At 70.5% G+C, this 25,638-nt stretch carries 19 protein-coding genes; 13 read left to right on the forward strand and 6 right to left on the reverse strand.

All coding sequences use genetic code 11. The features are described 5' to 3' along the window. Nucleotides 1-88 precede the first annotated feature (88 nt). Together ACQY5G_RS11200 and ACQY5G_RS11205 are read left to right on the forward strand one after the other, a co-directional pair. Nucleotides 89-1,594, forward strand: a complete 1,506-nt coding sequence (locus tag ACQY5G_RS11200) for an efflux RND transporter periplasmic adaptor subunit (protein WP_428274003.1) — start codon at nucleotides 89-91, stop codon at nucleotides 1,592-1,594. 10 nt (nucleotides 1,595-1,604) lie between these two features. Beyond that, the gene (locus tag ACQY5G_RS11205) at nucleotides 1,605-4,769 is read left to right on the forward strand and encodes an efflux RND transporter permease subunit (RefSeq protein ID WP_428274005.1); all 3,165 of its coding nucleotides are present in this window, start codon (nucleotides 1,605-1,607) and stop codon (nucleotides 4,767-4,769) included. Here the strand turns inward: ACQY5G_RS11205 and solA are convergent. Together solA and ACQY5G_RS11215 are read right to left on the reverse strand one after the other, a co-directional pair. Continuing rightward, nucleotides 4,750-5,868: an N-methyl-L-tryptophan oxidase gene (solA, locus tag ACQY5G_RS11210; protein ID WP_428274007.1), complete on the reverse strand. Its 1,119-nt coding sequence runs from the start codon at nucleotides 5,866-5,868 to the stop codon at nucleotides 4,750-4,752. The two genes, ACQY5G_RS11205 and solA, sit on opposite strands and share 20 nt — an antisense overlap. Nucleotides 5,869-5,884: 16 nt before the next feature. Further along, a complete protein-coding gene (locus ACQY5G_RS11215; RefSeq protein ID WP_428274009.1) occupies nucleotides 5,885-7,654 on the reverse strand; it encodes a serine hydrolase in 1,770 nt (589 codons plus the stop codon). 73 nt (nucleotides 7,655-7,727) lie between these two features. Between ACQY5G_RS11215 and ACQY5G_RS11220 the strand changes: the two genes are divergently transcribed. After that, nucleotides 7,728-9,248 (forward strand): pyridoxal phosphate-dependent decarboxylase family protein, encoded by a 1,521-nt coding sequence (locus tag ACQY5G_RS11220; RefSeq protein WP_428274011.1) that lies wholly within the window; start codon nucleotides 7,728-7,730, stop codon nucleotides 9,246-9,248. Next, the gene (locus tag ACQY5G_RS11225; RefSeq protein WP_428274013.1) at nucleotides 9,248-11,038 is read left to right on the forward strand and encodes a uracil-xanthine permease family protein; all 1,791 of its coding nucleotides are present in this window, start codon (nucleotides 9,248-9,250) and stop codon (nucleotides 11,036-11,038) included. Before ACQY5G_RS11220 ends, ACQY5G_RS11225 begins: the two co-directional genes overlap by 1 nt. 15 nt (nucleotides 11,039-11,053) lie before the next feature. Here ACQY5G_RS11225 and ACQY5G_RS11230 read toward each other — a convergent pair whose 3' ends face one another. Beyond that, nucleotides 11,054-12,169 (reverse strand): zinc-binding dehydrogenase, encoded by a 1,116-nt coding sequence (locus tag ACQY5G_RS11230; RefSeq protein WP_428274015.1) that lies wholly within the window; start codon nucleotides 12,167-12,169, stop codon nucleotides 11,054-11,056. A 115-nt stretch (nucleotides 12,170-12,284) separates the two neighbouring features. Between ACQY5G_RS11230 and ACQY5G_RS11235 the strand changes: the two genes are divergently transcribed. Continuing rightward, nucleotides 12,285-13,547 (forward strand): sialidase family protein, encoded by a 1,263-nt coding sequence (locus ACQY5G_RS11235; protein WP_428274017.1) that lies wholly within the window; start codon nucleotides 12,285-12,287, stop codon nucleotides 13,545-13,547. Nucleotides 13,548-13,597: 50 nt separating this feature from the next. On the opposite strand, the gene ACQY5G_RS11240 is transcribed toward ACQY5G_RS11235, so the two are convergent. Both ACQY5G_RS11240 and ACQY5G_RS11245 read right to left on the reverse strand, forming a co-directional pair. Beyond that, the gene (locus ACQY5G_RS11240) at nucleotides 13,598-14,590 is read right to left on the reverse strand and encodes an alcohol dehydrogenase catalytic domain-containing protein (protein ID WP_428274019.1); all 993 of its coding nucleotides are present in this window, start codon (nucleotides 14,588-14,590) and stop codon (nucleotides 13,598-13,600) included. Between the two features lie 31 nt (nucleotides 14,591-14,621). Beyond that, nucleotides 14,622-15,890 carry a DUF6986 family protein gene (locus ACQY5G_RS11245; protein WP_428274021.1) on the reverse strand — a complete coding sequence of 423 codons (1,269 nt, stop codon included), beginning with the start codon at nucleotides 15,888-15,890 and terminating at the stop codon, nucleotides 14,622-14,624. 239 nt (nucleotides 15,891-16,129) lie between these two features. Here ACQY5G_RS11245 and ACQY5G_RS11250 point away from each other — a divergent pair, with 239 nt between their 5' ends. From ACQY5G_RS11250 to ACQY5G_RS11285, 8 genes are all read left to right on the forward strand, one after another. After that, the gene (locus tag ACQY5G_RS11250) at nucleotides 16,130-17,968 is read left to right on the forward strand and encodes an FAD-dependent oxidoreductase (RefSeq protein WP_428274023.1); all 1,839 of its coding nucleotides are present in this window, start codon (nucleotides 16,130-16,132) and stop codon (nucleotides 17,966-17,968) included. A 13-nt stretch (nucleotides 17,969-17,981) separates the two neighbouring features. Then, nucleotides 17,982-19,814: a 2-oxoacid:acceptor oxidoreductase subunit alpha gene (locus tag ACQY5G_RS11255; protein WP_428274025.1), complete on the forward strand. Its 1,833-nt coding sequence runs from the start codon at nucleotides 17,982-17,984 to the stop codon at nucleotides 19,812-19,814. After that, nucleotides 19,811-20,884, forward strand: coding sequence for a 2-oxoacid:ferredoxin oxidoreductase subunit beta (locus ACQY5G_RS11260; RefSeq protein ID WP_428274027.1), 1,074 nt, complete (start codon nucleotides 19,811-19,813; stop codon nucleotides 20,882-20,884). The genes ACQY5G_RS11255 and ACQY5G_RS11260 overlap by 4 nt, the downstream gene beginning before the upstream one ends. Nucleotides 20,885-20,925: 41 nt before the next feature. Continuing rightward, nucleotides 20,926-21,315 carry a VOC family protein gene (locus tag ACQY5G_RS11265; protein WP_428274029.1) on the forward strand — a complete coding sequence of 130 codons (390 nt, stop codon included), beginning with the start codon at nucleotides 20,926-20,928 and terminating at the stop codon, nucleotides 21,313-21,315. Then, a complete protein-coding gene (locus tag ACQY5G_RS11270) occupies nucleotides 21,312-21,683 on the forward strand; it encodes an AraC family ligand binding domain-containing protein (protein WP_428274031.1) in 372 nt (123 codons plus the stop codon). Before ACQY5G_RS11265 ends, ACQY5G_RS11270 begins: the two co-directional genes overlap by 4 nt. After that, on the forward strand, nucleotides 21,680-22,708 hold the full coding sequence (locus tag ACQY5G_RS11275; RefSeq protein ID WP_428274033.1) for a proline racemase family protein: 1,029 nt from the start codon (nucleotides 21,680-21,682) through the stop codon (nucleotides 22,706-22,708). The genes ACQY5G_RS11270 and ACQY5G_RS11275 overlap by 4 nt, the downstream gene beginning before the upstream one ends. 79 nt (nucleotides 22,709-22,787) lie before the next feature. Further along, nucleotides 22,788-23,033 carry a hypothetical protein gene (locus ACQY5G_RS11280; RefSeq protein WP_419860158.1) on the forward strand — a complete coding sequence of 82 codons (246 nt, stop codon included), beginning with the start codon at nucleotides 22,788-22,790 and terminating at the stop codon, nucleotides 23,031-23,033. Nucleotides 23,034-23,144: 111 nt separating this feature from the next. Next, a complete protein-coding gene (locus ACQY5G_RS11285; protein ID WP_419860157.1) occupies nucleotides 23,145-23,357 on the forward strand; it encodes a hypothetical protein in 213 nt (70 codons plus the stop codon). 106 nt (nucleotides 23,358-23,463) lie between these two features. On the opposite strand, the gene ACQY5G_RS11290 is transcribed toward ACQY5G_RS11285, so the two are convergent. Next, on the reverse strand, nucleotides 23,464-25,611 hold the full coding sequence (locus tag ACQY5G_RS11290) for a DUF6600 domain-containing protein (RefSeq protein ID WP_428274036.1): 2,148 nt from the start codon (nucleotides 25,609-25,611) through the stop codon (nucleotides 23,464-23,466). Nucleotides 25,612-25,638 lie beyond the last annotated feature (27 nt).

Raw genomic sequence — 25,638 nt, forward strand, 5'->3', positions numbered from 1 at the left:
CCGGGTCGAGGTTTCGGCGGCTCTGGCCCGCAGCCGGACGTCGGGCAACGTTGAGCGGATGGGAGAGGTTCGCAGTCGAGGAGGTGTCATGCGCGTGAACCGGGCGGTCGCCCTTGTGGCGGCGTTCTCGTGTGCGGGGTGTGATTCGCCGTCCGCCGACGAGGCGGCGGCAGCCACCCATTCGCATGCCGGCGGCGGCGTCGTGACGCACTGGACCGAGTCGCTCGAACTCTTTGTCGAGTACCCTCCGCACGTTCGGGGGGTCGCGAGCGAACCGTGGGGAATCCACCTCACGTGGCTGGCGGACTGGAAGCCGGTGCGGGAGGGGCGCCTCGTGCTGTTGCTCCGGGGACCCGGCGGCGCCCGCGAAGAGGTCGTCATGCAGGCCCCGGCGAGCCCGGGAACCTACAGCGCGAGCCCGACCCTCACGGTGGTCGGGACATGGCGGGCGGACCTGACCCTCACGGCCCGCGGCGCGGACCACGCGATTCCGGTGGGGCAGCTGGAGGTGTTCGCGAGCGAAGATGCGCTCCCGCACGACGTGGAGCAGCCGCTTCCGGGGCTGATCGCGCTCCTGAAGGAAGAGCAGTGGGCGATGCCGTTCGAGGTTGCGGTCGCGGAGACGCGCCGGATTCCGAACTCGATCCCGGTCACGGGGGAGATCACGGCTCCCGCGGGCGGTCTCGCGCACGTCTCGACGCCGGTGGAAGGCCTCGTGCTCGTCCAGGGGCCATCGCCCGCCCCGGGCGAGGTGGTGCGGGAGGGAGAGACGTTGGCGCTGATCGCCCCCACGAGCCTCCAGGACTCGTACGCCCGCATGCTGGCGGACGTGGTGGAGGCCGAGCGCGAGGCGGCTCGGGCGGAGCGTCTCTTCGCCGCCGGAGCCATCGCCGAGCGCCGTCTGGAGGAGGCCCACCACAACCTCGAGGTGGCCCGGGCAGCGTTCGAGGCCGTGGGGGGCAGTCACTCCGCCGACGCGGACGGCGGTTCCGATCCGAACGTCTACCGGCTTCGGAGTCCCATCGGGGGAGTGATCGCGGATCGTCATGTGGCCCCCGGCGAGCACGTCGCCACCGGGACGCACGCGTTCACGGTGGTGCGGCCCGATCCGCTGTGGTTCGTCGCGCGGGTTCCGGCCCGCCACGCCGAAGCGGCCGGCGAAGTCAGCGGCGCGTGGTTCACCGTCGAAGGCGCGACCCAGACGCATGCCGCCGACCGCGTGGTGTCCGTGGGCAGCATCATCGATCCGGAGAGCCGGGCGCTGCCGGTCCGGTTCGCGGTGGCGAACCCGGGCGGAGTGCTCAAGGTGGGGATGCTCGCCGAGGGACATCTGCTCCTCGGCGAGCCCGTGGAGGGCGTGGCGGTCCCGACGCCGGCGATCCTGGACGAAGACGGGCTCTCCGTCGTCTACGTGAAAGTCGGCGGCGAAGCGTTCCAGCGGCGGGTGGTGGAGACCGGCCCCTCGGACGGGTCGTGGACCATCGTTCGCTCCGGCGTTGCGAGCGGGGAACAGGTCGTCGCGGTCGGCGCCTATCAGGTGAGACTGGCCTCGCTCGGCGACGTGGAGATCTCGGATCACGGGCATCCGCACTGAGGACGCCGGGATGACTGCCACCGGACCGGCGGGAGATCGGCCGGGACTCCTGCACGGACTGCTCGACCGGCTCGTCCATGCCTCGCTGGAGAACCGCTTCCTCGCCGTGGCCGCCGGAGCCCTCCTCCTGGCGGGCGGGGGCTGGGTGGGGGCCACGCTGCCCGTCGATGTCTTTCCCGACCTCACCGCTCCCACGGTGACCGTGCTCAGCGACGCCCACGGACTCGCCCCGGAAGAGGTCGAGAGTCTCGTCACCTTCCCGGTCGAAACCGCGGTGAACGGAGCGGCCGGCGTGCGCCGGGTCCGGTCGAGTTCGGCGCAGGGGATCAGCATCGTCTGGGTGGATTTCGATTGGGGGACGGACATCCTCCGCGCCCGGCAGATCGTGAACGAGCGGCTTCAACTCGCCACGGCCCAGCTCCCCGACGACGTGAGCGCGCCCGTCCTCGCGCCCGTGAGTTCGATCATGGGGGAGATCCTGCTCGTCGGCATGAGCGCGCCCGCCCCGCAACTCATGGAGGCGCGGACGGCGGCCGACTGGACCGTGCGGCGAAGGCTGCTCGCCGTGCCCGGAGTCTCGCAGGTGGTCGCGATCGGCGGACAGGTTCGCCAGTACCAGATCCTGGTCCGTCCCGAGCGCCTGCTCGCATACGGCGTCGGGCTCGACCAGGTGCTCGAGGCGGCGGCGGGCTCGAACCGGAACGCCTCCGGAGGCGTCTATCGCTCGGGCGGGCGCGAGATCCTGATCCGCGGCATCGGTCGCGCGCGCGACCTGGAGGAGATCGGCCTCACCGTCGTCGCCGTGCGGGAGGGAGTACCCGTCCTCATCGAGGACCTGGCGGAGGTTCGGATCGGTCCGCGTGTCCGGCTCGGCACCGCTTCCGTGAACGCCGAGCCCGCCGTCGTGCTCTCGATCCAGAAGCAGCCTGGGGCCAACACGCTGGAACTGACGGAGCGGATCGACGCCGAACTGAATGAAATCGAAGCGGAACTCCCGGCGGGCGTGGCCTTCGAGCGGTCCGTGTTCCGGCAGGCCGATTTCATATCGCTCGCCGTGGAGAACGTGATCGAAGCCCTGCGCGACGGGGCGCTGCTCGTCATCGCAGTGCTCCTGCTCTTCCTTTGGAACCTGAGGACGACGGCGATTTCCGTGCTCGCGATCCCGCTCTCGCTCGCCCTGGCCGTCATCGTGCTGCGGCTCCTCGGGGGCACCATCAACACGATGACGCTGGGAGGCATGGCCATCGCCATCGGCGCCCTCGTCGATGACGCGATCATCGTCGTCGAGAACGTGTACCGCCGCCTGCGCGAAGACCGCCGCCGGCCGCCGGAGCGCCGACGGCGACCGCTGTCCCTCATCCGGGATGCGGCGCGGGAGATCCGGAACCCGATCCTCAGCGCGACGCTCATCATCTCCATCGTCTTCGTCCCGCTCTTCTTCCTCTCCGGCGTGGAAGGGCGGATGCTCCGACCGCTCGGACTCGCCTACATCGTGAGCATTCTGTCGTCTCTGCTCGTCGCGGTCACGGTGACGCCGGCCCTCTGCCACATGCTTCTGCCGGGGGATCGGGCCATCGGCCGCCCGCGCGACCCGTGGCTGATGCGGGGGCTCGAACGGGCGTACGGGCGCATCCTCGACGCCGCGCTTCACCGTTCCGGGGCCGTGCTCGGCGGCGCGGCGCTCCTGCTCGTCGGCACCCTGGCTCTCGTGCCCTCGCTGGGGCGCGGATTCCTGCCCGAGTTCCAGGAGGGGACGCTGACCATCTCCGTCGTGAGTCTGCCCGGGACGTCGCTGGTGGAGTCCGACGCGATCGGGGCCCGCGTGGAGCGCCAGCTTCTGGCGCATCCGGCCGTCGTCTCAACGTCGCGGCGGACCGGCCGGGCCGAACTCGACGAGCACGCGCAGGGCGCCAACGCCTCCGAGGTCGACGCGCGACTGGACCTCTCGGAACACGACCTGGAGGAGGTCATGGCCGCGCTCCGGGACGATTTGGCCGGGCTTCCCGGGACGAACGTCACGATCGGACAGCCGATCGGACACCGGATCGACCACATGCTCTCGGGCACGCGGGCCGCCATCGCGGCGAACCTGTTCGGGCCCGACCTCCGGCAACTGCGCGACATCGCCGGCGAGATCGAGACGGTCGCGGGCACCGTCGGGGGCCTCGTGGACGTCTCCGTCGAGAGGCAGGCGGACATCCCCCAGCTTCAGGTCCGCGCCGACCGCCGCGCCATGGCCCGTCACGGCGTCACGCCGGCCGAAATGGCCGCGGCCGTCGACGTCGCGTTTCAGGGGGAGGAGGTGTCGCTCATCCGGGAGGGGGACCGCGCCTTCGACCTCGTGGTGCGCTACGCGGACGAGCACCGCACGGACCCCGAGGCGATCGGCGGGACGCTGATGACGACCCCGTCGGGCACCACCGTGCCGCTCTCGCAGCTCGCATCGATCGTGCCGTCGCTGGGGCCCAACACGATCAGCCGGGAGAACGTGCAGCGGAAGATCGTCGTGAGCGCGAACGTCGCCGGGCGCGACGTCGGCGGGGCGGCGGAGGAGCTTCAGGCGCGCGTCGCCGCGGAGGTCGAACTGCCGCCGGGCTACTACGTCCAGTACGGCGGCCAGTTCGAGAGCGGACGGGAGGCGACGCGGCGGATCACGCTGCTCTCGCTGTTCTCGATCGCCGCCATCTTCCTCATCATGTTCCGGGCCTTCGGGAGCGCCCGGATCGCGGTTCTGCTCATGGTGAACCTGCCTCTGGCGCTGGCGGGCGGCGTGCTCGCGGTCCTGCTCATCGGCGGCACGGTGAACATCGCGACCCTGGTCGGGTTCATCACGCTGTTCGGCATCGCGGTGAGAAACGGGATCCTTCTCGTGAGCCGCTATCAGGATCTGCGTGCGGCGGGCGCCGGGCTCGGCCCGAGCATCCGGCGCGGCTCCATGGAACGTCTCAGCCCGATCCTCATGACGGCGCTCACGGCGGGCCTCGCGCTCGTTCCGCTCGCTCTGGGCATTGGCGAACCGGGCAAGGAGATCCAGGCCCCGCTCGCCGTCGTCGTCCTCGGGGGGCTCGTGACCTCCACCACGCTCAACATGGTTGTCGTTCCGGCCCTCTTCCTGCGCTTCGCCGGATCGGTCAGCGTAAGCGGTCCCGGCTCCTTCAGCGGAAGCGGTCGATAGAGAAGGGGGACGGATCCCGGGAGGGCGGCTCGTCCGTGAGGAGGTCCGCCATCAGCGCTCCGAGGACCGGCAGAAACTTGAACGCGTGGCCGGAGCCCCCCGTGAAGATCGCGACGCGGGAGTTGTCGGGGTGGCGGTCGAGGATGAAGTTCTCGTCCGGCGTGTTGGTGTAGAGACAGACGGACGCGTGAGTCAGTGCGCCCGCCACGCCCGGCGCGTACCGCGCGAACAGCCTTCGCAGATCCTCCGTCTCGGAGGCGCCGACCTCGCGGTCGACCCGCTCGACATCGGTCCCGCGTCCGGCCTGAAAGTGCATCCCCGCCTTGAGACCTCGCGCACTCGGCGGGAATCCGTACCACGTCCCCTCGCGTTCGAGTTCCCACACCCATGCGGGACCCTCCGCGAGCGCGTCCGAATGCGCCCCGGCGGGCTCGAACCAGTACTGCACCGTGCGCTCCACCTCGAGCGGGAGAGAAAGCCCGGGGAGCAGTTGCGGCGTCCAGGCCCCCGCGGTGATCGCGAGGCGCCGCGCCGGGTACTCTCCCCGTTCGGTCCGGACTCGGACGCCCGAGGCCGAAGCGGACCACTCGATCGCGGGTTCGTCGAAGCGTAGCTCCGCGCCCTCGGCGGCCTCCAGCGTCGCCTCGAGGCAGGCCTCCAGCGAGAGGATCGCGGCACCCGGTTCGTGGATCGTGACGGTCCCGGGATCCGGTCGGAGCCAGGGAAAGCGCTCGACGACCTCCTCGACGGAGAGGAGGATGTCGTCGGCGTTCGGCCGCGCGGCGTCGCGAAGCGGGCTCCCCGCGAATACGCGGCCGTTTTCCGGCCCCATCATGAGGGCGCCCGCCGTCCGCAGCAGCGTCCTGCCGGACGTACGCTCGAGATCTGCCCAGCGGCGCCGGGCATCACGGACGAGCGGCATGTACGGAGACCCCCGGTACCACGCCTCGCGGATCATCCGCGTCTCGCTGTGCGCGGACCCCATGGTGTGCGGGGGCGTGTAACGGTCGAATCCGACCACCGAGTGTCCCCGCCGGACGAGTTCGGCGGCCGTCGCGCCTCCGATGGCTCCGAGCCCGATGACGGCGAAGTCGTGCACGAGGCTCCCGGCCCGCTCAGTGCCCGATTCTGGGGAAGGAGAGGCGCTGCTCCGCCTCCACCACGGAGACCGCCCTCGCGACCCCGTCGGCGACCTCGAACTCGAACTGCACGGCGGAACCGTGCAGGAGGAAGATCGTCGGGGACTGCGGGAGGAGTCGGAACGCCGCCTCGCCGGTGCGCGCGGCCGTGAGAACGCCATCCTCGAGCGTCACGGTCAGCGTCGTGGCCGGGTCGATGCGGTACTCGCCCACGAAGAGGGACAGACTCCCGGGCTCGGCGCGCACGATGGGGAGCGTGAGCGCCGGATCCGGCTCGACCCCCAGCTCCGACAGACGCTCCAGGAGCCGGGGCATCCCGGGCGCGTACGTGAGCGCCTCCCGGATGTGGGCGGACGCCGCCTCCCGATCCCCGGCCCCTTCGTGAAGCTCGGAGAGCGCGAAGCGGATCGCGGGGGGTTCGGGCGTCTCCGCCGCGTAGGCTTCGAGGATCGCAATGGCCGTGGCCGGCTCGCTCTCCCGGAAATGGCCCGCGAGCCTCAGGATCTGGCCGGTGGAGTAGTCGTATTCCTCCGGCCGCGTGCGCCGCCAGTTCTCGTACCTCGACATCGCCGCCTCGACCCCGCCTGCCTCGACGATCGGCAGCAGCCGTTCCGCGATCGACGGTTTCGGGCGAACGGCTTCGGCGCCCCACAGCAGGTTCGTCAACCCCTCCAGGACCGGTCCCAGGTCGGAGGATGTGTTGTCCATCAGCACGATGAGGCGTCCGTAGTCCGGGAAGACGCGCAGGTAGGAGGAGAAGCCGAAGATCCCTCCCGAGTGTTCGATCACGCGCACGCCATGGTCGTCTCCGATATCCCGCGTCCGCACGCCCACGCCGTACCCGTACGACCCGGATTCGAGGCCGGGCGTCGTCATGCGCGCCAGCGTCTCCGGGTCGCGGAACAGGCCTCCTTCGACGAAGAGGCCGGCCGCCCAGCGAGAGAGGTCGCCGACGGTGGAGTACAGCATGCCGGCGGCATGGGGCACCGTCGGGTCGATGAGGCGCGCCGGCCGGTAGCCGGCGAGGTCGCGCGTGTGGCCGGCCGCGTGGCCCTCCGGCGGCCACAGCGCATGATCGTACCCCGTATCGCTCAACTCCAGCGGTCCGAGCACATACGTGCGGAGAGCCTCGTCGTAGCTCAGGCCCGTGACCCGTTCCGCGATCCAGCCCAGGAGCACGTAGCCCGAGTTGGAGTACTCGAAGTCCGTGCCCGGTTCGAAGGAGAGCGGCTCCTCCCATGTGAGCGCGACGATCTCGCCCGGCGAAAACGGCGTCGCGGCCTCCCACTCCAGGAACCCCGGCATGTTCGTGTGGCTCGGCAGCCCGGAGGTGTGCGTGAGCAGGTGGTGGAGCGTGATCCGTTCCGCGTTTTCCGGCGGATATTCCTCGATGTGGCGGCCCACCGGGTCCTCGACCCGCAGCAGCCCCTCCTCCTCGAGTCTCAGGATGAGCGCGGCCGTGAACTGCTTCGTCAGCGATGCGACGCGGAACCGGGTGTCGAGGGTGTTGCGGCCGCCGCCGGCGAAGTCGGATTCGCCGAACGCGCCCTCGAACAGCACCTGGCCCTCGTCGACGATCAGGGCCGCACCGTTGAAAAGCCTCAGGTCATGGAAGGACCGGAGGTAGCCTTCCGCGCGGTCCGCACGCCCCTGCGCCTCGACGGCGGACGCGAGCCCGGACGCGAGTCCGAGCGCGAGCGCCGCGGCGAGACCGTACTTCCAGGATGATTTCCGACGCGGGTCCAAGCGGGATCCTCCCGTGGGCGACAAAGGGACCGGAACGCTCGCGTCCCCCGAACGAAAGAGATAGGATCGCATCATGCGCTCGATCTCAAGTCGGCAGCGGTCCCGGATCCTGGAACTGGAGGAGGCTGCGCGGCCGCTCGACCCCGGCGCGGGCGAGCGCGACCGCCTTATGGCCTTGGTACACGCCTACGCGCAGCGGTTCCTCACCGGGCTTCCCGAACGGCCCGCCTACGAGTACGACAAGTCGGCCGTCGCGGAGATCCGGGAACTCGGAGTCGGGACCGATACGCGACCCATCGAGCGGCTCATCGACCGCATCGACGAGTCCGTCGTGGGGGCGGGACTCGTGCCCTCTCACGGCGGGCACCTCGGCTACATCCCCGGCGGCGGCATCTACGCCTCGTCGCTCGCGGATTATCTCGCGGCCGTCACGAACGAATACGCCGGCGTACGCTTCACCGGCCCCGGCGCCGTCGAGATGGAGAACGTCGTCCTCGGCTGGATGGCGCGTCTCGCGGGATATCCGGCCACATGCGCCGGGAACCTCGCCTCGGGAGGCTCGATCGCGAGCCTCATCGCCGTCGTCACCGCCCGCGAGGCGGCCGGACTTCGGGCGCGCGACTACGAGCGGGCGGTCGTCTACTCGTCGTCCCACCTGCACCACTGCCTGCACAAGGCGCTCAGAATGGCCGGCGTGGGAGAGGCGGTGCGGCGCGATGTCCCGCTGGACGGCGATTACCGCATGCGGGCCGATGCGCTCGCCGAATTCGTGGAGGAGGATCGCGCGCGCGGACTCCGGCCGTGGCTCGTCTTCGCATCGGCGGGCACCGTGGACATCGGCGCCATCGACCCGCTCGCGGAGATCGCGGACGTTGCCGAGCGCGAGGATCTCTGGTTCCACGTGGACGGCGCCTACGGCGGATTTTTTGCCCTGCTCGAGGAGATCCGGCCCGCGCTGGCGGGTCTGGAACGCTCGGATTCCCTCGTCCTCGATCCGCACAAGGGGATGTTTCTCCCCTACGGCACGGGCGCCGTGCTCGTCCGCGACGGGAAGGCCCTGGCGGACGCGCACGCGTCGGGCGCCAGCTACCTGCAGGACACGGTCGAGGCCGAGCGCTGGGGGCCGTCTCCGGCCGCCGTATCGCCCGAACTCACCAAGCACTTTCGGGGGCTGCGGGTCTGGCTGCCGCTCCTCCTGCACGGGGAGGCGCCGTTCGAGGCCTGCCTGCGGGAGAAGCTCGAACTCGCGCGGTACTTCCACGGCGAGATCGGGGCGCTCGGGTTCGAGGTGGGGCCGGAACCGGAACTTTCCGTCGTGACCTACCGCTGGGTGCCGGAGTCGGGCGACGCGAACGCCTTCAACCGGGCGCTGGTGGACGAGACCCACCGCGACGGGCGCGTCTTCCTCTCCTCCACGACGATCGACGGGACGGTCTGGCTGCGGATGGCGGCGCTCGCGTTCCGCACCCACCTGGACACGATCGACCTCGCGCTCGAGGTCCTCCGGGAATCCGTCCAAAAGCTTGAAACCCGCCCCGAACGCTGGCGCGCGGCGTCTCCCGCCGGAGCGCTCGCCGGGGGAGGCAGCGGCTGATGGCGGGTTCGAGTCCGGGGCGCGCGACGCAGGACGTACGCTACGAGCCGGACGAGCGGCCGCCGCTCCCGATCGCCGCCGGACTCGGCGTCCAGTACGCCCTCATCTGCCTCGCCAGCATCGTGCTCACGCCGACGGTCATGATCACCGTGGCGGGCGGCAGCGATGCCTACCTCTCGTGGGCGGTGTCCGCGGCGCTCGTCATCAGCGGGGTCACGACGGCGATCCAGGCGCGCAGCGTGGGACGGATCGGGGCGGGCTACATCCTCGTCATGGGGAGCACGAGCGCGTTTCTCGCGGTGAGCGTGTCCGCCCTCGAGCAGGGCGGGCCGGGGATGCTCGCGCTGCTGATCATCGGCTCCTCGCTCATCCAGTTCGTGCTCGCCTCGAGGATGGCGCTGCTGCGGCGGATCTTCACTCCCACCGTGGCGGGCGTCGTGCTCATGCTCATTCCGGTGACGCTCGCCCCGCTGATCCTGCGGAAGCTCGCCGAGGTGCCGGCCGGGGCGTCGCCGGCCGCGGCTCCGGTCGTTGCGGGCGTGACGCTGGCGGTCCTGGTGCTCGTTCCGCTCCGCTTCTCCGGCGCCCTTCGGCTCTGGGCCCCGGCCCTGGGGATCGCCGCCGGGTCTCTCGTCGCCGGCCTCGGGTTCGGGATCTACGACCTGTCCCCGGTCGCCGAAGCCCGCTGGATCGGCCTGCCGGACCTCGCGTACCCGGGGCTCGACCTGAGCTTCCGCCCCGAGTTCTGGGCGCTGTTGCCGTCCTTCGTGATGGTGACGCTCGTGGGCGCCATGGATACGCTCGGGGACGCCATCGCGATTCAGCGGGTCTCGTGGCGCAGGCCGCGCGCGATCGACTTTCGCTCCATCCAGGGCGCGATCTCGGCCGACGGGGTGGGGAACCTCCTCTCCGGCCTGGCGGGGACCGTTCCCAATACGACCTACGGCATGAGCATCGCCGTCGCCGAACTCACGGGCGTCGCTTCCCGCGCCATCGGGATCTGCGTAGGCATCGTCTTCGTCGCCTTCGCCTTCCTGCCGAAATTCCTCGCCCTCATCATCGCGATCCCCGGCCCCGTCGTGGCGGCCTATTTCGTCATCATCGTCGCGCTGATCTTCGTCTTCGGAATCAAGATCCTGCTCCAGGAAGGGCTGGATTACCGCAACGGCATCGTCGTCGGCGTCGCGTTCTGGCTGGGCATCGCCTTCCAGCTCGACTGGATCTACCCGGAGTCCTTCCAGGGGGCCTGGGGCGAACTCCTCGGCAACGGCATGACCGTCGGCGGCTTGACGGTGATCCTGCTCACGGTCTTCGGAATGGGCGGCCGCCGGGCGCGACTCAAGACGCGGTTGTCGCACGATACCTGGCCGGAGGTCGACGCCTTCCTGGTGAAGTTCGCCGCGCGCAACGGCTGGGACGAAGACATGGAAACGCGTCTGCGCGCCGTGGGTGAGGAGACGTTGCACATCCTCACTCGTGAGAAGGCACAGGAGGCGGGGGATACGCCCGAGGCGGGGGATACGCCGGAAGTGGAGCGCAACCTGCTGGTGATCGCGCGCGGCGATGGCCCCTCCGCGGATCTCGAGTTCATCGCGACGACGGACGAGAAGAACATCGAAGACCAGCTGGCGATGCTCAGCGAGGCGGCCGCGGGCATCCCGGTCGAGGCGGAGACCCCGCTGCGGCTGCTGAGGCACTACGCATCCTCGATCCGCCACCAGCAGTACCACGACATCGACATCCTCACGGTCCGCGTGGAGTCCGCGGGCCAGATGGCCAGGGACTTCTAGCCGCGACCCGCTCCTTCAGCCTGCAGCCTGCGTCGCCCGGTCGCGGGACGGAACGATGATCGCCTTCGTGACGGCGAGCCGCTCGACGTCCGCGAGCGCCCGATTCGTTTCCTCGAGGCCGTACTCTCCCCCGATCACCCGGGCGAAGGGGAGGCGGTGCCGGGCGAGCAGGTCGAGCGCGCGTGAGACGTGCGGCAGTTCGGTGCCCCAGCGCCCCTTCACCGTCGCGTGCTTCCGGTTGATGTCGAGGTGCGGGTTGATGGAGACGGGACCGACGTCCGTGTAGTGGCCCGCCACCACGTACGTGCCTCCGTCGCGGAGAAGGGCGAACCCTTCCGGGATCGCCGCCGGGTTGCCGCTCGCCTCGATGACGACGTCGGCGCCCCGGCCCTCCGTGAGATCGGCCACCCGTGCCGACCGGTCGGGGCCCGACGTTCGGCTCACGGAGAGCGTGACGTCGGCGCCCATCGCGGTGGCCAGGTCGAGGCGCTCGTCGGGGTCGCCGATGACGACGAGAACGCCGCACCCCCGGACCCGGGCGAAGGCGGCGGCCGCGAGGCCCACGGGGCCGGAGCCCTGGACGACGACCGTGTCTCCCGGCCGGAGTTCCGAGCGCTCGACGGCTCCGAAACCGGTGAAGAGTCCGCAGCCGCCTCCGATGACATCCGCTGTCTCCAGCCCCTCGGGCAACTTGAAGATCGACGTGTCGGCCGTGAGCCGCATGGACGTCGCCCAGCCTCCGAACAGCCCCTCGAGTGCGCTGAACGTGATGCCGTAGACGCGCCGGTGCGGGCACAGGTTCGGCTGCCGCGCCGCGGAACAATGGAAGCAGCGGTGGCACGTGCCCACCACGTCGAAGAAGGTGACCGTGTCCCCCTCCGCCAGCGGCCGCCCGGTGGCGTCGACGCCCGGGCCGCGGGTTTCCCGCACCCGTCCCACGCTCACGTGCCCCGGGATGATGGGCCAGGGGACCCCCGCGAGCCGCCCGTGATAGAGGTGTACATCGGTTCCGCACACCTCGCTCGCTTCGATCTCCAGCCATGTCTCGCCCGGCCCGAGTGCGGGGTCGTCGAAGTCCCGAATCTCGAGCGGCTGTCGCGGGCCCGTCATCACCGACGCGCGTTGTGGCACTTCGCCTCCCGTCCGCGGAGTTCTCAGGTCGCCTTGCGGCGCGTATCATACGGCCTCGCCCGGAGGAGACGCCCGAGGGAGACCCCCGCAGGAGATGAGAATGTCCGGAGTCCACATGCGAAACCGCACGCGAGCCCCTGCCGGCCGCCGGATCCGTTCCCTCGCCGCCGCGGTGCTTCTGTGCGGGTGTGCCGGCGAGGCGGAACGGCAGGTGTCGCTGCAGTCGGGGGATGTCGAGTTCGTGCGGCCGTTCCCGAGCGGCGAGCCCCATCTCGCGGTGGGTGCGGAGGGACGCACGATCCTGACGTGGATCGAGCCGGAGGACGGCGTGCCTGCGCTGCGTCTCGCGATTCGCGAAGCGGACGGCTGGTCCGCGCCGCGCACCGTGTGGACGTCGGAAGAGATGTTCGTGAACTGGGCCGACTTCCCCTCGTCGGTCGAGATGTCCGACGGCACCCTCGCCGTTCACTGGCTGGAGAAGGTGGCCGAGGCGCCGTACGCCTACCACGTCATGCTGGCGCTCTCTTCGGATGACGGAATGACGTGGACGGAGCCGTTCCGCGCGCACGACGACGAGTCGCCGACCGAGCACGGCTTCGTATCGATGGTCCCGTGGCGGGACGGCGCGGCGCTGACCTGGCTCGACGCCCGCGCGATGGCGGGCGCCGCCGCCGGGGGCGTGCACGTAACGGAAGGGAGCCACGCAGTGCGGGGTCCGATGTCCGTCCGCTTCCGGACGCTCGCGCCGGACGGCCGACTGGGCCCCGAGGTGCTCCTCGACGACAGGACGTGCGAGTGCTGCCAGACCGCGCTGGCCCGCGTGGGCGACGGCCTCGTCGCCGCCTACCGCGACCGGAGCGAATCCGAGGTCCGCGACATCGCCGTCGTCCGCGGGGCGGGGGAGCGCTGGACCGAGCCCGCTCCGGTGTCGACCGACGGCTGGGTCATCCCCGGCTGTCCCGTGAACGGGCCGCAGTTGAGCGGAGACGAAGCGGCGCTGGTCTCCGCCTGGTACACGGGCGCCGGCGGCACGCCGCAGGCGTACGTCGCCTTCTCGGCCGACGGCGGCGCGAGCTTCGGCCCGCGGATCCGGATCGACGAAGGGCTGCCGCTGGGCCGCGTGGACATCGAGCGTCTCGACGACGGTTCGGCGGCGGTCGTGTGGCTCGAAGCCTCGAACGACACCCCGCGCGTCCTCGTCCGCCGCGTTCACCCGGACGGCTCGAAGGAGCCGCCCCTCCTGATCTCCGAGACCGCCGGCGAGCGTTCGAGCGGCTTCCCGCGCATGGTGCGGCTGGGAGACGAACTCCTGTTCGCGTGGACGATCCCCGGCGAGGGAGGCGGCGTCCGGATCCGCCCCGTGCAACTGCCCGGCTGAATCCGGCCGGGTCGACTGAGCCCAGCCGGGTCAACTGAATCCGACCGGGGTCAGGGGACGAGAAGCACCTTCGCGACGCCCGCCTCCGCCGCTCGGTCGAAGGCCTCCGGGGCGGCGGAGAGCGGCAGCCGGTCGTCGATGAGATCGCGCACCTCGAACTCCCTTCGCTCCAGCGCCGACAGGGCGTCGTCGAAAGACCCGCACCGAGAGCCGAGCAGTCGGATTTCATCTGCGACAATGGATGAGATGTCGACGGATAACTCGTTTTTATGCGTGCTCTTGAGGATCATCGTGCCTCGTGGCCGAACGGCTCGGCGGGCGACCTCGAAGCCGGCCGGTGCACCGCTGCAATCGACGACGAGATCGTAGGCCGCCGCCTCCACGGCCGCGGCCGACATGGTGGCGAGACCCGCCGCGCGGGCCCGCGCCAGGCTTCGCTCCGACCGCCCGGCGACCTCCAGCCGCGGCAGCCGACGCGCCATCACCCGCGCCACGAGCTGCCCCAGCCGCCCGGCCCCCACGACGAACGCCCGGGTCACGCGCCCACGCTCGACGTCGCGCCGGAGGTCGGTCTCGATCTGCCGCAGGACGCGGCAGGCGGCCGCAACGGGTTCCGCGAACACGGCGACCTCGTCCGGAAGCGGCTCCGGCACGCGATGCAGGTTCGGGACCGGCACCCGCAGCCATTCGGCAAAGGCGCCGTCGCGACCGCGGATGCCGATCGCCTCGCGGCGAAGGCAGTGCGTGAGCCGCCCGTTCGCGCAAGGGAAGCAGGGGGGCTCGAACCTTCGCCCGCGGCAGGTGATGTTGATCTCCGCCACGACCCGCGCGCCGACCCACTCCGACGGCCCCTCCTCGACCCGTCCGACGAACTCGTGCCCCGGAATCCCCGAGAAGTCGCGATATCCGCGCAGCAGCTCCAGGTCCGTCCCGCAGATGCCCGCCACCAGGACCCGGACGATGGCCTCCCCGGGCTCGAGGGAGGGCCGCGGGAGGTCATTGCGTACGCGGATCCTGCCGCGGTCGATCCAGGCGGCAATCACTCGCCGCGGCGCTCCTTGTCCGGCGAGCGCTTCACCGCTCTCGCCGCTGACGCGGGGTGTTATCGCGGCCTGCCAGGATGGCGCGGAAGGAGCGGGTGTCGAGTTCCGCGGGCGTGAGGCCGGAACGCGCCGCCTCCTCCGCGGTCAGGGCGCCGCTCGCGAGTCCCCGGAGGAAGAAGTTCAGCAGGCCCTGGCCCGACGCTTCGTCGTCGAACACGGATCCCGTGAGGACGGCCTGTCCCGCGGCGGACACGAAGCGGTCGAGCCGGATCGCCGCCGCGTCCAGTCCCTCGAGGAAGAAGGAGAACACGGCCGCGAAGCGGGAGACGAGCTGCGCCGGGTGAAGGTCCCAGCTCTGGTAGAACCCCTGGTTCAGGGACCGCCGCACGTCGGCGTAGTGCAGGCGCCACGCGTCATGCACGACCGCCATGTTCTCCGCGCGCTCGGCCGGAGAGATCTCCGTCTTCCCCCGGTGCGGTTCGACGGGAAGCACATTCGTCGCCCCGTCCGCCAGCCGGACGCCGGTCCCGCCGAGCGAGAGCTGAAGGAGCTGTCGGGCCATCTCGCACAGCGGATGTCCGAGCGTCTGGGCTTCCGCCGCGACCGCCGCGGCGCCCGTGAGGTCGTACGCCCCGAGATGCACGGTCCGGCACCGCCCCCCCGCCGCGGCGACCAGCCGGGGCACGGCGATCCGTCCGTCCGGCGCCACGAGCGACTGCGGCGTCTCGATCATGAGGTCGATGCCCACCCGATTCTCCGGCAGGCCGAGCGTCGCCTCGAGCCGATCCAGCGCCGCCGCGAGCCTCTCGACGTGCCCGGCGTCGACGATCTTGGGGAGAAGCACCGTGAACCCGTCCGGAAGCTCGCCCCCCCTCCGCGCCAACGCGGCAAGGAAGAGTTCGAGCGTCCGCAGCGCCCGTCCGCCGGTGGCCTCGGACAGCGACTTGATGCGGATGCCGAGCGAGGGCGGGAGACTGCCCGCCGCCGCCCCCGCCGCGACTTCCACCGCCGCCGCCGTCGCCGCCTCGTCCTCTTCCGCCTCGGATCGGGCGCCGAACCCATCCTCGAAGTCGATCAGAAAGCACTCGACGGGCTCGCGTTCGAGCTTGGCGCGCACGCGCCGGTGCACCGCTTCGGCGGTCTCCGGGGGAAGGCGATTCCCCAGGGCATCGACGAGGGAGGCGGGGTCCGCCGCGTACCGGTCGAGATATCCTCCGGCGATCCGTCCGAGCTTCGCCGCCGTGTCCCGCCGGAAGAGGTGAGCCCCGCCGGCAACCGTGTGCACGGGCTGTTTTTGCATGCGCTCAACTTCCGCGGCTCCGGGCGCCGCAGCAACGATCCGGCCGCCGCGCCCGCCGCCACTCCCGCGCCGCGCCCGCCGCCACTCCCGCGCCGCGCCCGCCGCCACTCCCGCCGGCGCAACGAAAAACTGGCGACAATCCCCCTCGTCCCCTACGATTGCGGGCGGTTATGTCTCCAAGCGACTCACGGGCCGGGGAACGGAGCGCCTGTCGGGCGGGGTAAGCCCGAGGAGAAACGGTGGAGCCAACAAACGTCGGGAATCCCGACTACTACCACAAAGTCGTGGATTGCCAGTGGGCCTGCCCGGCTCACACCAACGTACCGGGTTACATCCGCCTCATCGCCCAGGAGCGGTACGACGACGCGTACATGCTCAACTGGGAATCGAACGTCTTCCCGGGCATCCTCGGCCGGACGTGCGACCGCCCTTGCGAGCCTGCGTGCCGCCGCGTACGGGTCGAGGAGAAACCCGTCGCGATCTGCCGCCTCAAGCGCGTCGCCGCCGACCTCAGGGGCGACATCACCCCCCGCTTCCCCGACATCCCGAAGCAGAAGAACGGGAAGAGGATCGCCTGCGTGGGCGCGGGCCCGGCGTCGCTGACCGTCGCCCGCGACCTCATGCCCCTCGGCTACGAGGTCACGATCTTCGAGAAGAACGACCGGCCGGGCGGCCTCATGTGGACGAACATTCCGCAGTTCCGCCTGCCCCCCGAAGTGCTGTGGGAGGAGATCGACTACATCCTCGACATGGGCGTGGACATCCGCTACAACGCGCCCGTCGAGAGCATGAAGTGGCTGATGGAACAGGATTTCGACGCCGTCTTCGTCGGCTCCGGCGCTCCGCGCGGCAAGGAACTGCGCCTGCCGGGCCGGTACGACACGGACCACATCTACATCGGCATCGACTGGCTCGAATCCGTCGCCTTCGGGCACACGAACGCGATCGAGGAGAACGTGCTCGTCATCGGGGTGGGGAACACCGCGATGGACTGCTGCCGCACCTCGAAGCGGATCGGCGGCACGAACGTCAAGGTCATGGCCCGAAAGTCGAAGCCGTACTTCAAGGCCTCCCCCTGGGAACTCGAGGACGCGGAGGAGGAACTCGTCGACATCGTCGAGAACCACTCGCCCACCGAGTTCGTCGTCGAGAACGGCGTCCTCAAGGGGATGAACTTCGACATCGTGGAATGGCACGAGAACGACGAGGGGCGGCTCGTTTCGACCAAGCTCGACGAGGCGTTCTTCCCCGCGGAAGCCGTCATCCTCGCCATCGGGCAGGAGACCGCCTTCCCCTGGATCGAGGACGATGCGGGGATCGAGTTCAACAAGTGGCGCGAGGCCGTCGTCGACCGCACGACGTTCATGTCGACGCGCGAGGGCGTCTTCTTCGGCGGCGACGCGGCGTGGGGCCCGGAGAACATCATCTGGGCGGCCGAGCACGGGCACCAGGCGGCGATCTCCATCCACGCCTACTGCCGCGGCGAGGACCTCCGGAAGCGCCCGCCCGAGCACATGAACCTCGTGAGCGCCAAGATGGGCCTCCACGAGTGGAGCTACTCGAACGACTACGAGTACGCGGCCCGCCGGAAGATGCGGCACGTCCGCCTCGAGGAGCGCCTCCAGAGCATCGAGACGGAGGTCGAGGAGGGGTTCGACATCGAGCAGACGCTGACCGAGGTCGAGCGCTGCCTGAACTGCGACATTCAGACGCACTTCACCGGGAGCCTGTGCATCGAGTGCGACGCCTGCATCGACATCTGTCCCCTCAGCTGTCTCACGATCACCCACAACGGAGCGGAGGCGGAACTCCGCACGCGGCTCACCGCGCCCGCCGAGAACGCGGAGCAGGACATCTACGTCTCCGAGCCGCTGCCGCAGACCTCCCGCGTCATGGTGAAGGACGAGGACCTCTGCATCCATTGCGGGCTGTGCGCGGAGCGCTGTCCGACCGCGGCGTGGGACATGCGGACCTTCGACCTGCTCAAGCCGTACGCGGGACAGGACGCGGAGCATCCCTACTCCGGAATGGGAATCGAGGAGATGTCGCCGGGCGGCTTCGTTTCGGTGACTCCCTGACGGAATGCCCGAAATGAAGACCGGCCGCGTGAACGACTTCGCGCTCAAGATCGGCACCGTGAACGGGACGGGCTCCGCGAGCGCCAACGGGCTCATCATGCAGTCGATCTTCCGGATGGGGGTCCCGGTGTCGGGGAAGAACGTCTTCCCCTCGAACATCCAGGGCCTGCCCACCTGGTACGAGATCCGCGTGAACGGTTCGGGCCACGTCGCGCGCACGCCGGACTTCGACCTCATCGTGGCGATGAACCCGGAGACCTACGCCCAGGACATCGAGGAACTCGTCCCCGGCGGCTGGCTGCTGTACGACTCGAGCTGGCCCATGGCGGACACGCTGCGGCGCGAGGAGGTGACCTTCCTCGGCGTCCCGCTGGCCGAGATGTGCGTGAAGACCTTCGACGGCGGCCGCACGCGCATCCTGATGAAGAACATCGCCTACACGGGCGCCCTCGCCGCCCTCCTCGACATCGACATGGACGTGATCCGCGGACTGCTCGAGGAGACCTTCGGCGAGAAGAAGCGGCACCTGCTCGACGCGAACTTCGAGGCGATCCGGCTCGGCTACGACTACGCGATGGAGAACTTCGAGTGCCCCCTGCCGATCCGGCTCGAGGGGATGGACGCCACGCGCGACTCGATTCTCATCGACGGGAACACGGCGGCGGCGCTCGGCTGCGTCTACGCGGGCGCGACCGTCGCGGCCTGGTACCCGATCACCCCCTCGACCTCGCTCGTCGACGCCTTCACGGCCTATTGCCGGCGTCTGCGCGTCGAGGACGAGACCGGGCGGAGCAAGGCGGCGATCCTGCAGGCGGAGGACGAACTGGCGGCGGCCGGCATCACGATCGGCGCGGGGTGGGCCGGAGCCCGGGCCTTCACGGCGACGAGCGGGGCCGGGATCTCGCTCATGACCGAGTTCATCGGGCTCGCCTACTACGCCGAGGTCCCGTGCGTCTTCTTCGACGTCGAGCGCGTCGGCCCGTCGACCGGCATGCCGACGCGCACGCAGCAGGGCGACATCCTCCTCTGCGCCTACGCCTCCCACGGAGACACGAAACACGTCTGCCTCTACCCGAAGGACCCGGCGGAGTGCTTCGAGTTCAGCGTGCACGCGTTCGACCTCGCGGAACGCTTCCAGACGCCCGTCTTCGTGCTCTCCGACCTCGACATCGGGATGAACGACTGGGTCGTGCCCCGCTTCGAGTGGGATGACGCGTACCGGCCGGACCGCGGGAAGGTGCTCGACTCGGAGGCGCTCGCGGAGATCGAGACCTTCTATCGCTACCTCGATGTGGACGGGGACGGGATCCCGTATCGGACGATCCCGGGCGAGGATCCGAAGGGCGCCTACTTCACGCGCGGCTCCGGCCACACGAAGTACGGCAAGTACACGGAGGAGCCGGACGAATACCAGGAGGTCATCGACCGCATCGCGGTGAAGATCGACAACGCCGCGGAGGCCGTGCCGGCCCCGGAGATCCGCTCGCGGCCGGACGCGCGATACGGACTCATCACGCTGGGCGCCTGCGACGGCGCCGTGCGCGAGGCCATCGAGCGCATGGAGGCGGACGACGGACTCCGGCTCGACTACATGCGGATCCGCGCCTTCCCCTTCGCGCCCGAAGTCGGACGCTTCATCGAGGCGCACGACCTCAACATCGTCATCGAACAGAACCGGGACGCGCAGTTGAAGTCGCTGCTCACGCTGGAGACGCCGGCCTCGAAGGAACGGCTGGCCTCGGTCCTCCGCTACGGAGGGCTCCCGCTGAGCGCGCGCCACGTCATCGCGGGCGTGAAGGACCGCCTCGGGCTCGCGGCGGAGACCGCGGAAGGAGTGGGTGCATGACGTACATCGCCAAGCCGCGGGTCTTCCACCCGAGCCTGGAGAAGAACGAACTGGGGCTCACCCGGCGCGACTACGAGGGCGTGATGTCCACGCTGTGCGCGGGGTGCGGCCACGACTCCGTCACCGCCGCGCTCATCGAGGCGGCGTGGGAACTCGCGATCCCCACGCACCGGGCCGCGAAGATGAGCGGGATCGGCTGCTCGTCGAAGACGACCGCGTACTTCATGTCCGAATCCCACGGCTTCAACAGCGTGCACGGGCGGATGCCCTCGGTCGCGAGCGGGGCGAACGCCGCGAACCGCGACCTCGTCTACATCGGCGTCTCCGGCGACGGGGACTCGCTCTCGATCGGGCTCGGGCAGCTGTGCCACGCGGTGCGGCGCAACCTCAACCTCCTCTACATCATCGAGAACAACGGGGTCTACGGCCTGACGAAGGGCCAGTTCTCCGCCTCGGCCGACATGGGCTCGAAGTCGAAGCGGGGCGTGCCGAACGAACAGCCTCCCATCGACCCCGCCCTGCTCGGGCTCTCGATCGGCGCGACCTTCGTGGCCCGGGGCTTCTCCGGCGACAAGGACCAGCTCGTCCCCATCATCAAGGCGGGAATCCGGCACCCGGGCCTCGCCCTCGTCGACGTCATCTCGCCCTGCGTGACCTTCAACGACCACGTGGGTTCGACGAAGAGCTACGCCTACACGCGCGAGCACTTCCGCGAGGCCGTCGAGGCCGCGTTCGTCGCCCCGAAGGACTTCGTCCCCCCGGCCGATGAGATCACGGCCGACATCGCGTCGGCCGAGGTGCGAGACGTCCGCATGCACGACGGCAGCGTGATCCGCTTCCGGCAGGTGGAGGGCGACTACGACGCGACCGACAGGGACGCCGTGTACGGCTACCTGCGCGAACGGCAGAACGCGGGAGAGGTTCCGACCGGGCTCCTCTATGTGGACCCGGAGTCGAGGGACCTGCACGACGTGCTGGGGACGGTCGACCGGCCGCTGTGGGACCTCCCCTTCGAGGAGTTGTGCCCGGGATCCGACGCGCTGGACGCCCTGATGGAGAACTACCGATAGCGGGGGAGGGGCAGGCGGCCCGCCTCGAGGCGGTACAGCCCGTGCTCCCGTCGCGGGACGTCGCCGCGGCGATCGGCTTCTACGTCGGGCGGCTCGGCTTCGAACTCACCTTCGCCGATTCCACCCGCGATCCGGGATACGCCGGGCTGAGGCGCGACGGGATCGAGTTGCATCTTCAGTGGCACGATGCGGAGGAATGGTCCCGCGTGGAGCGCCCCATGCTGCGCTTCGTCGTGCCCGACGTCGAGGCGCTGTTCGAGGAATACCGGGACCAGGGCGTCTTCCACGAGCGGACGGCGCTGCGGCGGACCCCCTGGGGCACCCGCGAGTTCGCCTTCTACGATCTCGACATGAACGGCCTCACCTTCTACCGCGACCTCGCGGAGGGAGAGGACACCGACCCGGTGCCCGGCGAGAACGGTCCGTCGTGATCGACGTCATCCTGCGGCGGTTCGAGGAGCCGGACGAGGTCCGCGAACTCGAACTCGGCCGCTTCGAGGTCGTCCGGATCGGAGGCCTCACGATCGGGCGGGCGACGTACCAGCCGGGCTGGAAATGGTCCGAGCACGTGCCGTCGGAGGAGCCGCTGTGTACGGTCGAGCATGTGGGTCTCGTGCTCAGGGGCTCGGCCACCGCGGCGTTTCCGGACGGGCGGGTCGTCGAGCTTCGGCCCGGCGACCTGTTCCATATCCCGCCCGAGCCGCACGACTCCTGGGTCGTCGGCGACGAACCCTACGTCTCCCTGCATTTCCTGGGCGCCGACCGCTACGCCACCGACGGCCACCGAGGAGTTACATGACCTGGACTGCTCCGGAGCATTGGCTTCGCGTCGAGACGATCGATGCGCACACGGAGGGGGAGCCGCTGCGCGTCATCGTGGCGGGCTTCCCGGAGTTGGAGGGAGACACCGTCCTCGCGCGGCGGCGCCTCGCGCGGGCGGAGCATGACGAACTCCGCCGCGCCCTCATGTGGGAACCTCGGGGGCACGCGGACATGTACGGCTGTCTCGTGATGCCGCCGGTGAGGCCGGACTCGGACTTCTCCGTCCTCTTCCTGCACAACGAGGGCTACTCCACGATGTGCGGCCACGGGATCATCGGCGTGGCGAAGATCGCCGTCGAAGCCGGCTGGATCGACCGGGCAGGGGACGAGCGGCCCGTGGCGATCGACACGCCCGCCGGCCTCGTGCGCGCCACCGCGATCCTGGACGGCGAACGGGTCCGGGAGGTCCGGTTCCTCAACGTGCCTTCCTTCGCGCCCGTGCTGGGGCGGGCCGTGGAGGTGGAGGGGCTGGGGACCGTGTCCTACGACCTCGCCTTTGGTGGCGCCTTCTACGCGTATGTCGATGCGAACGCGCTCGGGCTCGCCCTCGTGCCCGGCTCCGCCACCGACCTGATCGACGCCGGGCGCCGGATCACGCGCGCGGTGTCCGCTTCGGCCGGCGGCGAGACCTCGCACCCCGACGATCCGGACCTCGGGTTCCTCTACGGCACCGTGTTCACCGGCAGGGCCGCGGATCCCGCGCACCACTCGCGGCACGTCTGCATCTTCGCCGACGGGGAACTCGACCGCAGTCCGACCGGGACCGCAGTGAGCGGCCGCCTGGCCATCCTTCGCGCCCGGGGCGAGATCCCCGGGGACGCGGAGATCGTCGTGGAGAGCATCATCGGAGGCCGGTTCAGCGGCCGGATCGTCGACACGACGGCCATCGGCGGGCATCCGGCGGTCGTGCCCGAGGTCGGGGGCCGGGCCTGGGTGACGGGCCGTCACGAGTTCCTCATCGATCCGGACGACCCCTGGCGCGACGGCTTCCTCGTCCGCTAGCAGGCCGTGGCAAAACCCCGCGTCAGCGCCGCTCGAACGCAGCGGGGCTTTTGGCACGGCCTGCCAGGGAGGAGGCGACATGCCGCATATCGAGACGGTAGCTCCCGACGAAGCGGAGGGGCTCCTCGCCCGCGAGTACGAGAAGGCCGTCCGCCGCGCGGGGCGCGTCTTCAACGTGATCGGAATCCAGAGCCTGAACCCGCCCGTCATGCGCGCTTCGATTCAACTCTACGAAGCGTTGATGCTCGCGCCGGGGCCGCTGGGGCGGGACGTGCGGGAGATGCTCGCGACCGTGACCTCGCGCGAACTCGAGTGCTTCTACTGAACGGAGGCGCACGGAGAGGATCTCCGTCAGGCCACCGGAGACGATGAACTGGCCCGCGCGATCCGCACCGACTACCGGACGGCGGGGCTCGACGAGAAGACGCGGCGGCTAATGGACTATGCCGTGGCGATCACGCGCGAGCCGACCTCCACCGCCCGGCGGGACATCGACGGGTTGCGGGAGGTCGGCTGGACGGACGCGCAGATCCTGACCGCGACCGAGGTCGTCGGCTTCTTCAATTACTACGTCCGCATGGTCGAGGCGCTCGGCGTCGAACCGGAGCCCGAAATGGAGCGGGATCCGGAGGTGTGGCCCGAGCCCTGATCGTAGTCCGCTAGTGTGGTGTCGCAGAAGTCCGCGAGCCACCGAGAGCGCCGCAGGCACGGATGCATCGGCGCTCGAATGGCCGTGGGATTTCTGCGACACCACACTAACCTCCGGATCGGCCGCGGGCCCGCGCGGCGCCGCTCGACCGCGTACTGCCGCCGCTGCGGCGGACCGCGCCCCCGGACCTGGACCCTCCGCTGGAACGTCCGACGCTCCCGCTCGACCGGGACGGACCGGCGGGCCGCACCGCCGGCCGGGACGACCGCGGGACCGACTGGCGGGCCACGGGTCGCCTCGTGGACGGTGCGGGGCGAACGACCGGCCGGGGCGGCCTCGCCGTCGAGGGTCGCACGGCCGGTCTCGCCGGAGCGGGCCGCACGGTCGGTCTCGTCGAGTTCGACCGTGCCGTCGGCCGCGCCGGATTCGACCGCACAGTCGGTCTCGCCGGGTTCGACCGTGCCGTCGGCCGCGCCGGATTCGACCGTACCGTCGGCCGGGTCGTCGCGCCCCCCGTCCGGCGAACGGCCGGCTGCTCCCGGGCCCTTGCCCGTTGCACGCCGTTCGACCCCGACCGCGTCGTCGGCCGCACGGCCGGCCGTCTCGCGGAGCCTGCGACGTCCCGCGTCACGGGCCGCCGGATCGTCGCACGGGCGTCGTTCGTCGATGGCGGGGGGTTCGCCCGCTGCACGCCGGGCCGCTCCAGCCGCAGGGCGCGGCCCTCCGCCGACCGCGTGTTGACGCGGACCGGTGGTGCGCCCGCCGTCCGCGAGGGGTCGCTCCGCGCTCCGGCGGTCGCGTCGCGGGGGCGGGCCGACCGGCCATCGCGGCTCCGCAGCACGACGCGTTCGACTTCCCGCGGCAGGCTCGCGCCGCGATCGATGAAGCCGTTCGCATCGACCGCCGTCCTCCCGTCGCGCGAGACGGCGCGCCTGAGGCTCGCGAGCGTCTGCGCGGGTCGCCGCTGCGCCTGCCGCCCGAGCAGACGGGAATCCGTGAGCAGGACGCCGCGCTCGACCGCCTTCCGCCCGCGGCCGAAGTCCGAACCGCCCACCGAGTAGAAGTGCTGTCGCCGGTGTCCCAGGCGCCCGTGCGGCAGGAACGTCCAGTGCCGGTACCGCCCGAAGCCGCCCCCGATGTGTCCGTAGACGCCGAAGTGGAAGCCCCAACTGCTCCCGTAATAATTCCGGTAGTGGCGCCAGTAATATCCGGAGGGAATCCAGCCCGCGTAGCTCGGGCCCCAGTACCAGTAGACGTGCGCCACGGCGAAACGGCTGCCGGGGAACCAGACCCAGCCCCAGTGGGGGTCGAGGTCCCAGTACCCGTAGTGGTAGGGCACCCAGCCCCACGGCTCGTAGGAGACCCAAAACATGCCGGTGGGCGTGTTCCGCCAGCGCCCGTGCCGGTACGGCGCCCAGCCCGTGGACACCCGCGGACGCCATGCGACGCCTGCGTCCACCTGCACCCACGACCCGTGCCCTCCGAGCGAGGACGCGGCGTAGTGGAGGTCCGGATCCACGTGAGCGGCGTACTCGCCGGCCGCCTGCTCGCCGAGCCCCCGGCCCCACGCCTCCAGGTGCTGGAGACCCGGGGCCGCCGCGAACCGGAGCCGGTCGCCCTGTGTCCCTTCCACGAAGAGACTCTCTCCCGGGCGAACCTCGGCGAGTTCCGACGGTGTCGTGACCTCGGCCACCCCCTCGCGCACGACGACCTCGCTGCGACCCCCGTCGTCGACGACGATCAGGAAGGCACCGGCTCCCTGCGGCCGGATCGTCGCGTTCGGCGTGATGACGGAGGGCCGTTCGGCGCCCGGCGGGTTCGCCGCCACCACGAGCTGCAGCGACCCGCGCGCGAGTTCGAGGATGGAGGCGGGGTCGCTCGTGTCCGCCGAGTTGGCGAGCGCGCGGAAGCGAAGCTCCGCCCGATCTCCGATCCGAACGAGGTTACCGTCGGCGAGCACGATTTCGACTCGCGATTCGCCGGAGACGAAGATCCGGTCGCCGACGAGGACGGGTTCGTTCACCGAGAGATGGATGCGCTCCCGGGTGTCTCCCTGAATGAGCGTCGCGGACCCGTCCAGCGCGCGCAGGTACCCGTAGCTGCCGTCGATCCCGCTCTGCGCGATCGCGGCGTCGTAGTCGATCGGGATTCCCTCCTCCTGGGCGGAGACCGGGGGCGCGGCGAACGAGACGCCCCACGCCACCCCGACCGCCCACACCCGCCGCCGGCCCCGCAATGTCTTTGTGAACCGCATCCCAAGCTCCGTGTCCTCCGGTCCCCG

It is taken from the genome of Candidatus Palauibacter sp., assembly GCF_965261555.1.
GTDB lineage: Bacteria > Gemmatimonadota > Gemmatimonadetes > Palauibacterales > Palauibacteraceae > Palauibacter.